Source organism: Enterococcus sp. DIV0183, from assembly GCF_050541505.1.
Lineage (GTDB): Bacteria > Bacillota > Bacilli > Lactobacillales > Enterococcaceae > Enterococcus > Enterococcus faecalis.
Genome location: NZ_CP172932.1, coordinates 314,048 through 326,802 on the forward strand (window position 1 = coordinate 314,048; position 12,755 = coordinate 326,802).

A 12,755-nucleotide genomic window follows, 5' to 3' on the forward strand; every position below is an offset into this window, starting at 1 on the left:
TCTAAACGGCTTATGTCCCAGTTTTTTCATTGTATTATTTTAAATATTGATCTTTAGTAAAATTCGTGTGTTCATACTCGCCGTTGTCACCATAAAAGCGGTTATAGCGTTGTTTGAATTTGCGGAATAAATAAATGACTGTCACTTTAACTAGGCAATACATTGGAATCCCGAAGATAACGCCCATTAAACCAAACAGTTCACCCATAACTAACAAGACAAGTAAAATAGTAATCGGATGGACTTTTAATTTATCGCCCATCACACGAGGAATAACAAAATCACCATGAATCAATTGGATGGCAAACCAGACGATAACGAATTTTACTACCATAAATGTGGAATCCTGAAAGGCAATAATCAATCCTGGAATAAAGGCAATAAATGGCCCGATATAAGGAATAATACATAAAATACCCGCAGCTAAAGCTAAAATGCTACCAAATTGTAAACCAATTAATAGAAAAGCTGGCCAATACATAATCCCTAAAACCAACGAAGCAATGACTTGACCTTTTAGATAATCGCCAATTTGAATGTTGGCAATTTGGCTATATTCATCAAAATCAGGACGAAAAGCTGGGGGAATGATGCCTTTTACAAAGCGATAAAACTTTTCTTTGTCTTTTAAAAGGAAAAAGGCGATGATAGGTCCTGTAAACAAGGTTAGGAAAGTAGAAGAGACTGCAGAAAAGACGCTTCCCAGACCTTGTGCGCCTGTTTGTAGGTAATCCCCTGCAAAGTCTTTAAAGGAGTTTGCAAGTTTGCCCCAGAGCTGATTAATCGACTCATTAGCAGATTCTAAATCTTTTGCAAAAGGTGTTTTAGCCATAAATTCTTGTACTGTTTGGAGCGTGCTTTTCCAAAAACTTGGGAATTGTTTGATTAATTCTTCCGTTTGGTCTTGGATAATTGGGAAAAGTTGCAGTCCAGCTAACACTAGTAATGCAATAATTAAGACATAGAGAATCGCAATCGCCCAAACACGGGGAATTTTTTTCTCAAGGCGTTTCACCATTGGATTAAGCAAATAAAATAGAATAATACCAAAAAGTACCGGGCCTAAGACGGCACTAAAAATAACAAAAATTGGTTTAAAGATAAATGAAACAGTGTTGAATAAAAAGATAGTTACAGCAATTAGACAAAGGATAGTTAATGTGTAAAGTAAATTTTTCCCACCTAAAAAGCGGATCCACTTGGTACTTTCTTTATCCATAAGTTGCTCCTTTCGTTAAGCTTTATTTCTAAAATGACCAATAATTTCAATGACACCCATGAAAATCAGGATAAATCCAAAGACTTGCATCAAAACTAAGAGACTTTTGAAGGGATTAAAAACTAAAACGGCTCCAGCGATTAAAACCAGAATACTGTAGATAAGCGCGCCTGTTTGACGAGTATTTAAAGCAAAAGTCAATTGAACGAGGCCGTTTATAACAATGCTAATCCCTAATAAAAACGGCAGAATCGAAACAATCACCGGTGCAAAAAATAAAAAGGCTACTGCTAAGACGACAAAGATTAAACCTGTTACGAAACCAAGTCCCCAGCTACCCGTTTGTTTTTTTATTTTGTAGTCATCATAAATATTAATTAACCCTAAAAGCATCAAATAACCAGCAATTAAATAACCGACGAACTGGAAGAAAGCACCGGGATTAAAGACAATGGCACTTCCGATAACGATAAAGACGGCGTCGCGCAATAGGGTATGGCGCCGAAAATTTTCTCTAAAAGTTTGGAACATAAAAATCCTCCTCAATGTTATTGTTTCTTTTATTCTAGCGGAAAAAAGAAAAAAGTGCGAGTGGTAGCTCTAAAAAGTGTTGGAAACTGTGTCTTTAGAAAAAATAACATTAAAAATTAAAAAAGTCTTACAAATGAGCGAAAATTGGCATATAATGGAAAGTGAAATTTTATTTTAAGAAGGAGAGATTTGATGGATTTATTACCTTTATTAGGCGTATTGATCGTCATTGTCGGCTTCGCATTGAAATTTGATGCTATCTTGATTGTGATGGTTGCTTTAATAGTGACGGCTTTTACTGGCGGACTTGGTTTGACATCGATGCTAGAAACACTAGGAACAACCTTTGTGAATAATCGAGGAATGGCTATCTTTATTATTATTATGTTAGCAACAGGAACGTTAGAAAGAAATGGCTTGAAAGAGTCAGCGGCTACGTTGATTAAACGATTCAAAAAGGTATCTGCTGGTGTGATTATTGACATTTATGGTGTCTTTCGGATTATCTTCGCCGCTTTTAACGTAAGTTTCGGTGGGGTAGCAGGTTTTGTGCGTCCGATTATTTTGCCAATGGCGTTAGGAACAATTGAATCAAAAAATTTACCAATGGTGCCAGAGTATGAAGAAGAACTAAAAGGGATGGCTTCAGCCATGGAAAATATCTGTTGGTTCTTTGGTCAAGTTCTGTTTGTTGGTGGGGCTGGGGCATTACTTGTTCAATCAACATTAAAAGATTTAGGCTATGAAGTGACATTAGGTAAATTGGCTTTAGTGGAAGTACCAGTCGCCTTAGTTGCCTTAATTTCGGCAAGTATTTACTTTACTTTAAAAGAAAAAAGATTACGTAAAAAATATTATGGACAGGAGGGACTGAAATGAGTTTTTTCACAGATCCAAGTATTGATTTGAGTGCAAAGTTATTGGAAGTCCTTTATATTTTTATGGGGATTATCTTGTTATATACAAGTTTTCGTAGTTTTCGTGATAAAACCAATCAACATGCGTATGGGACTAGTTTATTCTGGGGAATCTTAGGGATCTTAATCGGTTTTGGTCGGTTTATTCCACCAGTTGCCTGTGGCGTACTTATTTTTGTGATGACAATTCCGGCAATTCTTCAAAAAGTGACAAAAGGAGAAAGTCGCTTACCTTCGAAAGAATACATGGAAAAAATGTCTCAAAAATTAGGAATGAAGATTTTTATTCCCGCGCTAAGTATCGGGGTTTTTGCAATTCTTTTTGCCACATTGACTACTTTAGGAGCTTTAGTCGGTGTCGGTGTTGGTGTCTTTGTAGCGATTTTCATCATGATGTTCTTTTCTAAAAATAATACGCCGAAAGTATTTTTTGATGATGCGGCGGAAATGTTAGAAACAGTCGGTCCTCTTAGTACGTTGCCAATGCTATTAGCTTGTTTAGGTGCTGTTTTTACTAGCGCTGGTGTTGGTGAGATTATTTCAAAAGGGGTTAGTGCCGTAGTACCAGCAGGAAATGTCAATGTAGGGATTATTATTTATGCTGTGGGAATGGTTATTTTTACGGCTATCATGGGCAATGCCTTTGCAGCAATAACCGTGATGACAGTCGGAATTGGTGTGCCGTTTGTCTTTTCTTTAGGTGCAGATCCCGCATTAGTTGGGATGGTTGCCTTAACATGTGGTTTTTGTGGTACACTGTTAACACCGATGGCTGCGAACTTTAATATCGTACCTGTAGCCATGTTGGAAATGAAAGATAAGTACGGCGTCATTAAAAATCAATTGCCGATTGCACTTTTCATGTTAATTTTCCAAATTGTTTATATGATTCTATTCAAATAAGAAAGGATGATCGAAATGAAAGTTGTCGTTACTGGCTTTGATCCATTTGGAGGAGAAGCAATCAATCCTGCCTTTGAAGCAGTCAAAAAATTACCTGCTGAAATTGCAGGAGCTGAAATTATTAAAGTTGAGGTGCCAACTGTTTTTGGCACTAGTGGTGAAAAAGTGGCTGAAGCAATTGAAACCCATCAACCAGATATGGTGATTTGTGTTGGACAAGCAGGCGGCCGTCAAACAGTCACTGTTGAAAAAGTGGCGATTAATTTAGCGGAAGCGCGTATCCCGGATAATGCAGGACAACAACCAAGCGATGTGCCGTTGGTTGAAGATGGAGCAACAGCCTATTTTACAAATTTACCGATTAAAGCGATGGTAAAAAATTGTCATGACCATCAATTACCTGCAGCGATTTCTTATACAGCAGGAACCTTTGTATGTAATGATATTATGTATCACTTACTACACTTAATTAACACTAAATATCCAACTATTCGTGGCGGATTTATTCATGTTCCGTTCCTACCAGAACAAACAATTGATAAACCAACGTTTGCTTCTATGTCATTAGAAGCAATCACAGATTCTTTGTTCTATATGATTGAAGCAGCAGTAAAAACGCAAGAAGATATTCAACTACAAGGTGGCACAACCCATTAATTAACAGGCGCTTTCGTGAGAACGGAGGCGCTTTTCTATTTTTACAAAAAGAAAAAGTAATTTTTGTTGGCGTGTGAAAAAATTTTTTATACTATTTTCGTTGACAAGTCGGTTTCTTCTTGGTATATTGAGATTCATAAATTATTAGCCCAGTAGGAAATAGATGTTTTGTTCAGAAAGTCGATGGTTGCTGCGAATCGATCAAGTCTATTTGTGAATTACACTAATAAGTAGTAACAATTACATAATACATAAGCGAGAAGCAAGTAAGCTTCTAATTAAGGTGGTACCGCGGAGAGATTCGTCCTTATTCTTTAAGGATGAATCTCTCTTTTTATGTAGCTTTAGGAGGCGTTTTCAATGAGTTGTGGAGGGGTTATTCGTTATCATAAGATCCTTTAATGTCAGAGTATTCAGAAAAAAGATTAGAGGAGAGTAACGAAATGAAAGAAAAACAGAAAAAGAAGACCGTGAGTGTTCGAGAAGCAAGTATCGTTTTATTAATTATTGTGGCAGCTATTGCAACAGGAGTAATTGGCTTAAAGATATCGCCAAATATTACTATTTTGTTTGTGATTGCATTGATTTTAGGCTACGCAATGTTTCGTAAAGTACCATTTGATCAAATGCATAAAGGGATTGTTGATGGCTTGAAGCCAGGGATTATTCCAATTTTTATTTTTATTTTAGTGGGGGCATTGATTGCCGTTTGGATTCAAGCTGGAATTATTCCAACGATTATGGTTTTTGGTTTTAAAATGATTAGTGTTAAATGGTTTGTGCCGTCAGTTTTTATTGTCTGTGCGATTGTCGGCAGTGCAGTAGGTAGTGCTTTTACAGTGATGTCAACAATTGGAATTGCCTTTTTCGGTATTGGCAGTACCTTAGGGTTAAATCCTGCTTTAGTTGTGGGGGCGATTGTTTCTGGTTCAGTTTTTGGTGATAAAATGTCACCTTTATCAGAATCAACAAACTTAGCCGCAGCGATTGTTGAAGCGGATTTGTTTAAACATATAAAAAACTTGATGTGGTCGACTGTACCAGCATTTATCGTCTCTTTAATCTTGTTTATGATTTTAGGACAAACGTACGCGAATACTAGTCTGACAGAAGTAGTTCAAGTTATTCAAGTATTGGAAGACCACTTTACCATTTCAATTTGGTCATTGTTACCATTAGCCTTAATGTTAATCTGTGCCTGGCGCAAAATTCCAGCGATTATCACGATTTTGTTGAACATTATTGTGGCAGTAATTATGATTATTATTCAAAATCCGAAAGTATCGTTGCAGGCATTAGGAAACACGTTGGAAAATGGGTTTGTTTCTCAAACGGGGAACGCACAAATTGATCAATTATTAAGTCGTGGCGGGATTATGAGTATGATGCCGACTGTGGCACTTATTATTCTAACGTTGTCTCTAGGTGGTTTATTAATGGAATTAGGATTGATTTCTGCGGTCATGGAAGTTGTTTCGCAGAAAATGAGCAGTACACCGAAATTGATTTTATCAACGTTATTAACAGGAATTGGCGTAAATATTTTTATTGGTGAACAATTCCTATCGGTTATTTTACCAGGGAATGCCTTTAAAGAAGTTTACAAAAAAGAAGGTTTGGATCCGACTGTTTTAGGCAGAACCTTGGAGGATGGTGGGACGGTTATTAACTACCTCATTCCTTGGGGGATTGCAGGTAGCTTCGTAGCGGGGACCTTTGGCGTACCAACGTTGACTTACTTACCATTTGTTTTCTTTAGCTTATTATCGCCTGTCTTCTCAATGGTCAGTGCATTTACTGGTTTAGGAATTAAGCGGTTATCAGCAGAACCTGTTACCGAAAAATAGATTGATTAAAATAGAACAGTTGATGGGGAATACTGTAGTTTCTCCCTGTCAATTGTTCTATTTTTCTTGTAAAAAAGGTTGCATTTTTAGAAAGAAACAGTTATAGTTGACTAGTCAATTGTTGACGAGTCATCTTTTTAAGGAGGAAACTATGTCGTTATCATTACGGGAAGTCAGCCAATTATTATGTCAGTTAAAGGTATTAGATCAAAAAATTACCAAAGTTTTTGAAGAGCAAGTTGGCTTGAGTTTGACTCGTTATGAGTTGCTGATGATTTTAAAAGAACGTCAGCCGTGTCTTCAAACGGAGATTCAAGAACACTTAAAAATCGATAGTGGTGCGGTCACTCGCCATTTGAAAATTTTAGAAGAGAAACAGTATGTGACACGACAGCGAAATCCAGAAAATAATCGGGAAGTGCTAGTGCATTTAACAGAAAAAGCACAACAAGAACTACAGCAATGTACAGCCAAGCAACAAACGGTAACAGAAATTATTCCCAGTACATTTACAAAGGACGACTGTCGCCAGTTAAAAGAACTTTTGACAAAACTAGATCAAAGCATTACAACGAAAGAGGTATGATAGAATGACAACATATACAACGAATGATTTTTCAGAGATTGTTTTTGGCCGCAAATCGGTTCGGGTGTACGATGAAACCCATAAAATTTCTCATGAAGAAATGTTAACAATGATTCAAGAAGCGACCACTGCCCCTTCTTCTGTTAACATGCAGCCATGGCGTTTTGTCGTAGTGGAAAGTGAAGCAGGCAAAGAAAAATTAAAACCCTTAATTCGCTTTAATACGCGTCAAAATGAAACATCTTCTGCAATGCTCTTAATTTTTGGTGATCTAAACTGCCATGAACGAGGAGAGGAAATTTACAATCAAGCTTATGCTAGTGGTAAAATGCCTAAGGAAGTGCGGGACCAACAATTAGCAGCCATTATTCCCCATTATGAAAGTTTAAGCAGAGAACAAATGAATGACATCGTAAAAATTGATGCGAGTTTAGCAGCTATGCAATTTATGTTAGTGGCACGAGCTCACGGATATGAAACAAATCCAATCGGTGGTTTTGAAGCGGAAAAATTAGCCGAAACATTTGGTTTAGATCAAGAGCGCTATGTCCCAGTAATGATTTTATCTGTGGGTAAGGGCATGGAAACTGGCTATGAATCTGTTCGTTTAGCACCAGAAAAAATCACGACATTTGAATAGGCAATAAAAAATGACGGCGTACGCTTGCATTAACCAACTTTCTTAAAGAAAGTTGGTTAATGCAACAGCGATGCCGTCATTGTCGTTGGATAAAGTGACTTCCGTTGCGATGCTTTTAAGCTCGTCAACGGCGTTTTCCATAGCAATTCCCGTGCCGGCCCATTCCAACATAGTATAGTCGTTGTGACCATCACCAAAAGCAATTACTTCTTCAGCAGCTATGCCTAACTGTAGGGTTAGTTTTTCTAAAGAACGCGCTTTATCAATATTTTTTGCGGTAAATTCAAAATAGAAAGGAGCGGAAAAAGCAGCGGTGACGGTTTCTTTGAAAGGCGCGTAGATGGCCTCATGATATTTTTGTAAATGGGCGGGTTCACCAGCAATTAAAATTTTGTTCAAGGGAAAGTTTAGTCTGGCGGCTAAATCATGCCACTCGCATAATTGAAAGTTGCCGCCCCGTGATTCATATTCAATAATATTAAAATCACCAGTCTCTAAATGTAAGGTGTTATGAAAAACATCATTGACATACATAAATGTTTCATCATTAATCATTGGAATTACGTCAAATTGTTTCAAATGCTCTAAAATTTGTTGACTCAATGACTTTGAAATTGTCTGATTAAATAGTTGTTGCTGACTGCCGTGATGGGTGACACAAGCGCCGTTATAGGAAAGTAAGTGTCCATTATAATGAGCCATCTCCAATTCATCTGCTAAGGGCCGCATACCGTTAGTCGGGCGGCCAGAAGCCAAAATCAGTGATAGGCCTTGCTTTTGTGCAGCTACTAATGCTTGTCGCGTTTTTGGTGAAATCTTTTTTTCTGAAGTTAACAAGGTACCATCAATATCCATTACAATTGCTTTGATTGCCATAATTGGCCTCCAATCCGAAGAGTTTCTTTCTTTTAGTATAAAAGTTTTTTCTATTAATGTAAACGGATTCTCTTGTGAGGTGTATAAAAGAATTATTTTACAAAAATCTATACTATTTTTTTGTGAAATTTCATATAATAGAAGTATTCTAATTATCTACATAGAGAGCGAGGGACAAGGAATATGAAGGAAAAAGAAATGCATTCGCTCTTTTTTAAACATAAGTTTGTGAAAGTAACTCCCTATCTACGTCGTTTTGGTCATCGTTTGAGTGGGATGATTATGCCAAATTTGAGTATTTTTATTGCGTGGAGCTTATTGTCTTTGGTGGCTGGCTATACGACAGGGAATCTACGGCTAGCTCTTTCTGAAGTCGAAACGATAATGATTCGAGTTGTTTTACCGATTCTAATTGGTTTTACAGGCGGAAAAATGTTCGAGGAACAACGTGGCGGCGTTGTTGCTGCTATTGCGACAGTGGGCGTGATTGTTTCCACAGATGTTCCACAGTTGTTTGGTGCTATGTTTATTGGTCCTTTAGCAGGATATACTTTCGCCAAAATTGAACAAATTCTCTTACCGAAAGTTAAAGAAGGCTATGAGATGCTGACTAAAAACTTTTTAGCAGGAATTGTGGGAGGACTGCTTTGCTGTTTTGGTATTCTGGTTGTAGCTCCTGCTGTTGAAAGTGCTAGTTTTTGGCTGTATCAATTTTCTTCTTGGTTAATTGAAGCCAATCTTTTACCATTGGTTCACGTTTTCTTAGAGCCCTTAAAAGTGTTATTTTTTAATAATGCGATTAACCATGGCTTATTAACGCCTCTAGGTTTAGAAGGTGCTAGTCAAACAGGTCAGTCCATTTTATTTCTATTGGAAACAAACCCTGGACCAGGCGTGGGCGTTTTGGTTGCTTTTCTGCTGTTTGGGCCTGTAGGTCAACGAAAAACAGCAGGAGGTGCCACCATGATTCAACTGATTGGGGGCATTCATGAAATTTATTTTCCGTTTGTTTTGATGGACCCGCGCTTATTTTTAGCAGTAATTGCTGGAGGAATGAGTGGTACGCTTGTTTTTCAAATATTTAATGTGGGGCTAAGTGCTCCAGCTTCGCCAGGTTCATTGGTTGCGATTTTAGCCAATGCCCCGACTGATGCGAGGCTGGCGGTTTTTAGCGGAATTTTTGTTAGCTTTCTGTGCTCTTTTGCAATAGCAAGCTTGTTATTAAAACGTCAACGAGGAATTGAACCAGTTTCAATGATAAAGATGAAGGAGGAAGACCAAGTGGAAACAGTCACACCTAACTATCAGCAAATTTTATTTGTTTGTGATGCAGGAATGGGCTCAAGTGCCATGGGGGCTAGTTTGCTAAGCCGACAATTAAAAGCTGTGAACTTGGAGATGCCTGTGACTTACCAGTCCGTTCATCAGATGAAGTGGCAGCCTAAGACATTAGTGGTCATTCAAGCAGAATTGAAACAGTTAGCACAAAAGTACGTCCCAGAAAAGGATATGGTGAGTGTTCAAAATTTTTTAGAAATTAAATCCTATTACCCGCAAGTTTTAGCCAAACTGACTGCTTCTTCTCAAGAGCAATCTTCACTTGGTTCAGAGTCTACTGGAACGAACCCGACCAAACAAATACAGAAGCTTGTTTTTTTATATGCCGAGAATGTTCGAGGATCGCAAACAATGGGAATGGAATTATTGCGGCAACAAGCGGCGAAACAAGGAGTCGCGATTGAAGTATCTAAAGAACCACTGGAAACAGTCTTTTTTACCAAGGAGACAACCTACGTAGTGACTCGTGAACTGGCGCAAGCCTATCATTTAGATCTAACGCAACAAAATTTATACGTAGTTACTAGTTTTTTGAATAAGAAAGAGTATCAAGAATGGCTGGAAGGAGGAGCTGATAGATGTTTTTAACGACAAGAGAAACTGTTCTATTAACGGAATTAGTGAATAGTCCTACCCCCGTTTCAGTAAACCGCATGATGAATTTGTTAAAGGTTAGCCGCCGGACGGTATATCGTGAATTAGAAAATTTAGAAACCTCGCTAGCATCGATGGGCGCAACGTTGGAAAAAGTAGCTCGTGGGCGTTTTTCGATTCAAGCAGATGAAGCAGCGATGACGGAAATTCAGGCTGCTATTTTAGGAGAAGAGACACAGGAACTTTCTACTTTGGCGCGGCAACATGCGATTTTATTGACATTACTTCAAACAAAAGAGCCAGTCTCTATGCATTATTTTCTGGAAACGTATTGTATTAGTAATACGACTTTTTATGCCGATATTAAACAATTAGAAACACGGATTGCTCGGATTCCGTTGACGATTTCTCGGAATCAAGGCTATGAAGTGACTGGTTCTGAAAAATATCGCCGTCTTCTAATGGCGAATATTCTAAGTATGGAAATTAATGAGTACCAATTTTTTCATTTTACCGAATTAACAACAAGCGACCATTTTTTCTTTCAGTTTATTCATGCAGAACATTTAGCATTTGCACAAAAAATTGTTCAGCCAGAAGTAGAAACTTTATTTCCAGCATTAAGTGATCGCAAATTACAACATTTGATTTTAATGTTAACAATTGCGATGGATCGGGTCACTGCAGGTTTTTATTTAGCTGATGAGACCTATACTGGGCAGATGAATAAGGCCTTTCTAAATTGTTCTAAACGACTTTTTTCAAAAGTTGCTGCTGAAACGAAACAACTATACGCTGTCAGTGAGATTGTTTTTTTTGCTAGCTTATTAAGTGATTTTTCTAATTCTTTTGATGAAGATTTTTTTGATGAACATTTTGACACTCAGCTGGCTTATGCAGTGAAACAACTGATTGAAGCAGTAAGTCAAGAAACGGAAGTTAATTTTTTCGAAGATACCAATTTGTATAAAATGTTGTTGACGCATTTATCAGGTGTTTTTTCTCGGGCGGTTTTACAAGAAGAAGATTTAACGAATCCCATTTTAGAACGGATTATGAATCAATATCAAGAAATAGCTGCGGCTTTACGCCAAGCGTTGCCGCAAATTTTTCCGCAAAAGAATCTATCGGAAGAGGAAATTGCCTACATGGTACTTCATTTTGCCAATTCTTTAGAGCGGAGTCCCAAAATTATGGAAGTTGATATTGCTGGTTTTTCTCCTAGCGGTTTGGCTTCGACAAGTATGCTGGAAATGCGATTACGGCGCTACTTTCCTTTTATCAACCAGATTCATTTTTTTCGGATTGCGGATTTAGGTAAGGTGAATGTTGAGGAAAACTATGACTTAGTGATTTCCACTTCGTTATTACCAGGATACAACGGTAAATATAAATTGATCTCACCGTTACTTTTAGACGATGAAATCCGCCAATTGAAAGAAGAGTTTAAGCGGATTAGTCACGAAAAACGCTCGCTTAGGAAAGCGCCTGTGAAAAAAATAGGTGGCGAAGAAAGCTACGAAACGGTGGTCGCTTTCATGGAAGAAATTAGTAAACTATTAGAAACATTTTTCATAGCAGATTTAAATAATCAAGCGGATTTAGCAGAAACCGTTCAACAAGCTCTCGCGCAACTTTCCGCAGATTTAATCACCGATAGTGCAATCGTCTGTCAGCAATTGATGAAACGTTACGAGCAAGCGCCTATTGGGATTCCTCAGACGGAAATGGCCTTATTCCATACCTCAAGTACAGCAGTGACACAGCCTGTTTTTTGTATTTTTAATCTGGCCCAGCCACTTATGATTGAAGGTATGGATAAAAAGCCGATGCAGTTACAACGTATGTTACTCATGCTAGCGCCGATGCCGATTGATGAAACAATCGGGAAAATTTTAGGAAAAATCAGTGGTGCGATTATTATGAATGATTTAAATACAGAAATTTTTCATTCAGGAAATGAAGCCATTGTTTATCAGTTGCTTTCGTCATTATTAATTGAAGAAATGAAAGGCTAGGTGTTGAGAGATGTTTGAAATTACAGCGGAGCAAATAATGTTGAATCAATCATATGCTAGTTGGGAGGAAGCACTTGCAGCTTCTGGTGAATTACTGCTAAAAAATCAGTTGGTCACGCCTGACTATGTCAAAGCAATGTATCAACGTCAACAAAAAGTCAGCGTGTATATCGGTAACTTCGTGGCATTGCCTCATGCGGAAGGACAAGATGAACAAGTTTTAAAAGAAGGGATTTGCTTTATTCAAGTGCCTGATGGGGTCAACTTTGGTACGGAAGCAGATCGAAAAATAGCTACTTTGTTATTTGTCGTTGCTCTAAAAAGTCAACGGCAATTAAGCATGCTTCAAGAATTAGCTTTTTTCTGTTCAGATCTCGAAAACATTCAGCGGCTCAGTGATTGTCAAACAATAGATGAAGCACAAAAAATTCTGGCTCAAGCCTAAAGTTACGTCTGAAAAAAATCAATTCATTCTGAAATGTTCAATAATTATTGAAATAATTTTATATTAAAAAAATAAAATATTTTAATTTAAGAGGTTAAACAAAAAAGATAAGAAGATTCCTTGACAAAAAATAGGACCTATGATAAATTTAAGGTAACTTGTGACAAAGTCGTGCATGGATGCA

General features: G+C 37.6%; 12 protein-coding genes and 1 other annotated feature. Of the genes, 9 read left to right on the forward strand and 3 right to left on the reverse strand.

Annotated elements, in window-relative coordinates:
• Window positions 1-34: 34 nt before the first annotated feature.
• Together IGK72_RS01615 and IGK72_RS01620 are read right to left on the reverse strand one after the other, a co-directional pair.
• Window positions 35-1,219, reverse strand: coding sequence for an AI-2E family transporter (locus IGK72_RS01615; RefSeq protein WP_002355262.1), 1,185 nt, complete (start codon window positions 1,217-1,219; stop codon window positions 35-37).
• Between the two features lie 15 nt (window positions 1,220-1,234).
• Entirely contained in the window at window positions 1,235-1,750 is a 516-nt protein-coding gene (locus IGK72_RS01620) for an HdeD family acid-resistance protein (RefSeq protein ID WP_002381189.1), read from the reverse strand.
• 192 nt (window positions 1,751-1,942) lie between these two features.
• Here IGK72_RS01620 and IGK72_RS01625 point away from each other — a divergent pair, with 192 nt between their 5' ends.
• The 6 genes from IGK72_RS01625 (at window position 1,943) to IGK72_RS01650 (ending at window position 7,300) form a co-directional block, all read left to right on the forward strand.
• Entirely contained in the window at window positions 1,943-2,629 is a 687-nt protein-coding gene (locus IGK72_RS01625) for a DUF969 domain-containing protein (RefSeq protein ID WP_002355265.1), read from the forward strand.
• Window positions 2,626-3,570, forward strand: coding sequence for a DUF979 domain-containing protein (locus IGK72_RS01630; RefSeq protein ID WP_002355267.1), 945 nt, complete (start codon window positions 2,626-2,628; stop codon window positions 3,568-3,570). The genes IGK72_RS01625 and IGK72_RS01630 overlap by 4 nt, the downstream gene beginning before the upstream one ends.
• Before the next feature lie 15 nt (window positions 3,571-3,585).
• On the forward strand, window positions 3,586-4,227 hold the full coding sequence (pcp, locus tag IGK72_RS01635) for a pyroglutamyl-peptidase I (protein WP_002355269.1): 642 nt from the start codon (window positions 3,586-3,588) through the stop codon (window positions 4,225-4,227).
• A gap of 136 nt (window positions 4,228-4,363) precedes the next feature.
• Window positions 4,364-4,539: a binding site (T-box leader), on the forward strand.
• Window positions 4,540-4,628: 89 nt separating this feature from the next.
• Window positions 4,629-6,074, forward strand: coding sequence for a Na+/H+ antiporter NhaC (nhaC, locus tag IGK72_RS01640; protein ID WP_002383673.1), 1,446 nt, complete (start codon window positions 4,629-4,631; stop codon window positions 6,072-6,074).
• A 151-nt stretch (window positions 6,075-6,225) separates the two neighbouring features.
• The gene (locus IGK72_RS01645) at window positions 6,226-6,660 is read left to right on the forward strand and encodes a MarR family winged helix-turn-helix transcriptional regulator (RefSeq protein WP_002362972.1); all 435 of its coding nucleotides are present in this window, start codon (window positions 6,226-6,228) and stop codon (window positions 6,658-6,660) included.
• 4 nt (window positions 6,661-6,664) lie between these two features.
• Window positions 6,665-7,300 carry a nitroreductase family protein gene (locus IGK72_RS01650; RefSeq protein WP_002358386.1) on the forward strand — a complete coding sequence of 212 codons (636 nt, stop codon included), beginning with the start codon at window positions 6,665-6,667 and terminating at the stop codon, window positions 7,298-7,300.
• A gap of 42 nt (window positions 7,301-7,342) precedes the next feature.
• Here IGK72_RS01650 and IGK72_RS01655 read toward each other — a convergent pair whose 3' ends face one another.
• Window positions 7,343-8,176 carry a Cof-type HAD-IIB family hydrolase gene (locus tag IGK72_RS01655; protein ID WP_070416040.1) on the reverse strand — a complete coding sequence of 278 codons (834 nt, stop codon included), beginning with the start codon at window positions 8,174-8,176 and terminating at the stop codon, window positions 7,343-7,345.
• A 183-nt stretch (window positions 8,177-8,359) separates the two neighbouring features.
• Here IGK72_RS01655 and IGK72_RS01660 point away from each other — a divergent pair, with 183 nt between their 5' ends.
• Genes IGK72_RS01660 through IGK72_RS01670 form a run of 3 tightly spaced genes read left to right on the forward strand, consistent with a single transcriptional unit; the run spans window position 8,360 to window position 12,571 of the window.
• The gene (locus IGK72_RS01660) at window positions 8,360-10,102 is read left to right on the forward strand and encodes a PTS transporter subunit EIIC (RefSeq protein WP_070416039.1); all 1,743 of its coding nucleotides are present in this window, start codon (window positions 8,360-8,362) and stop codon (window positions 10,100-10,102) included.
• Entirely contained in the window at window positions 10,093-12,126 is a 2,034-nt protein-coding gene (locus IGK72_RS01665; RefSeq protein ID WP_016626080.1) for a BglG family transcription antiterminator, read from the forward strand. The genes IGK72_RS01660 and IGK72_RS01665 overlap by 10 nt, the downstream gene beginning before the upstream one ends.
• Window positions 12,127-12,136: 10 nt before the next feature.
• A complete protein-coding gene (locus tag IGK72_RS01670; RefSeq protein WP_002355276.1) occupies window positions 12,137-12,571 on the forward strand; it encodes a PTS sugar transporter subunit IIA in 435 nt (144 codons plus the stop codon).
• The last annotated feature ends 184 nt before the right edge of the window (window positions 12,572-12,755 follow it).

Excerpts from the sequence above, each read along its gene's own strand:
- IGK72_RS01660 (WP_070416039.1), top strand. The coding sequence starts at position 8,360 with ATGAAGGAAAAAGAAATGCATTCGCTCTTTTTTAAACATAAGTTTGTG.
- pcp (WP_002355269.1), top strand. The coding sequence starts at position 3,586 with ATGAAAGTTGTCGTTACTGGCTTTGATCCATTTGGAGGAGAAGCAATC.
- nhaC (WP_002383673.1), top strand. The coding sequence starts at position 4,629 with ATGTCAGAGTATTCAGAAAAAAGATTAGAGGAGAGTAACGAAATGAAA.
- IGK72_RS01630 (WP_002355267.1), top strand. The coding sequence starts at position 2,626 with ATGAGTTTTTTCACAGATCCAAGTATTGATTTGAGTGCAAAGTTATTG.
- IGK72_RS01655 (WP_070416040.1), bottom strand. The coding sequence starts at position 8,176 with ATGGCAATCAAAGCAATTGTAATGGATATTGATGGTACCTTGTTAACT.
- IGK72_RS01650 (WP_002358386.1), top strand. The coding sequence starts at position 6,665 with ATGACAACATATACAACGAATGATTTTTCAGAGATTGTTTTTGGCCGC.
- IGK72_RS01665 (WP_016626080.1), top strand. The coding sequence starts at position 10,093 with ATGTTTTTAACGACAAGAGAAACTGTTCTATTAACGGAATTAGTGAAT.
- IGK72_RS01645 (WP_002362972.1), top strand. The coding sequence starts at position 6,226 with ATGTCGTTATCATTACGGGAAGTCAGCCAATTATTATGTCAGTTAAAG.
- IGK72_RS01620 (WP_002381189.1), bottom strand. The coding sequence starts at position 1,750 with ATGTTCCAAACTTTTAGAGAAAATTTTCGGCGCCATACCCTATTGCGC.
- IGK72_RS01625 (WP_002355265.1), top strand. The coding sequence starts at position 1,943 with ATGGATTTATTACCTTTATTAGGCGTATTGATCGTCATTGTCGGCTTC.
- IGK72_RS01615 (WP_002355262.1), bottom strand. The coding sequence starts at position 1,219 with ATGGATAAAGAAAGTACCAAGTGGATCCGCTTTTTAGGTGGGAAAAAT.
- IGK72_RS01670 (WP_002355276.1), top strand. The coding sequence starts at position 12,137 with ATGTTTGAAATTACAGCGGAGCAAATAATGTTGAATCAATCATATGCT.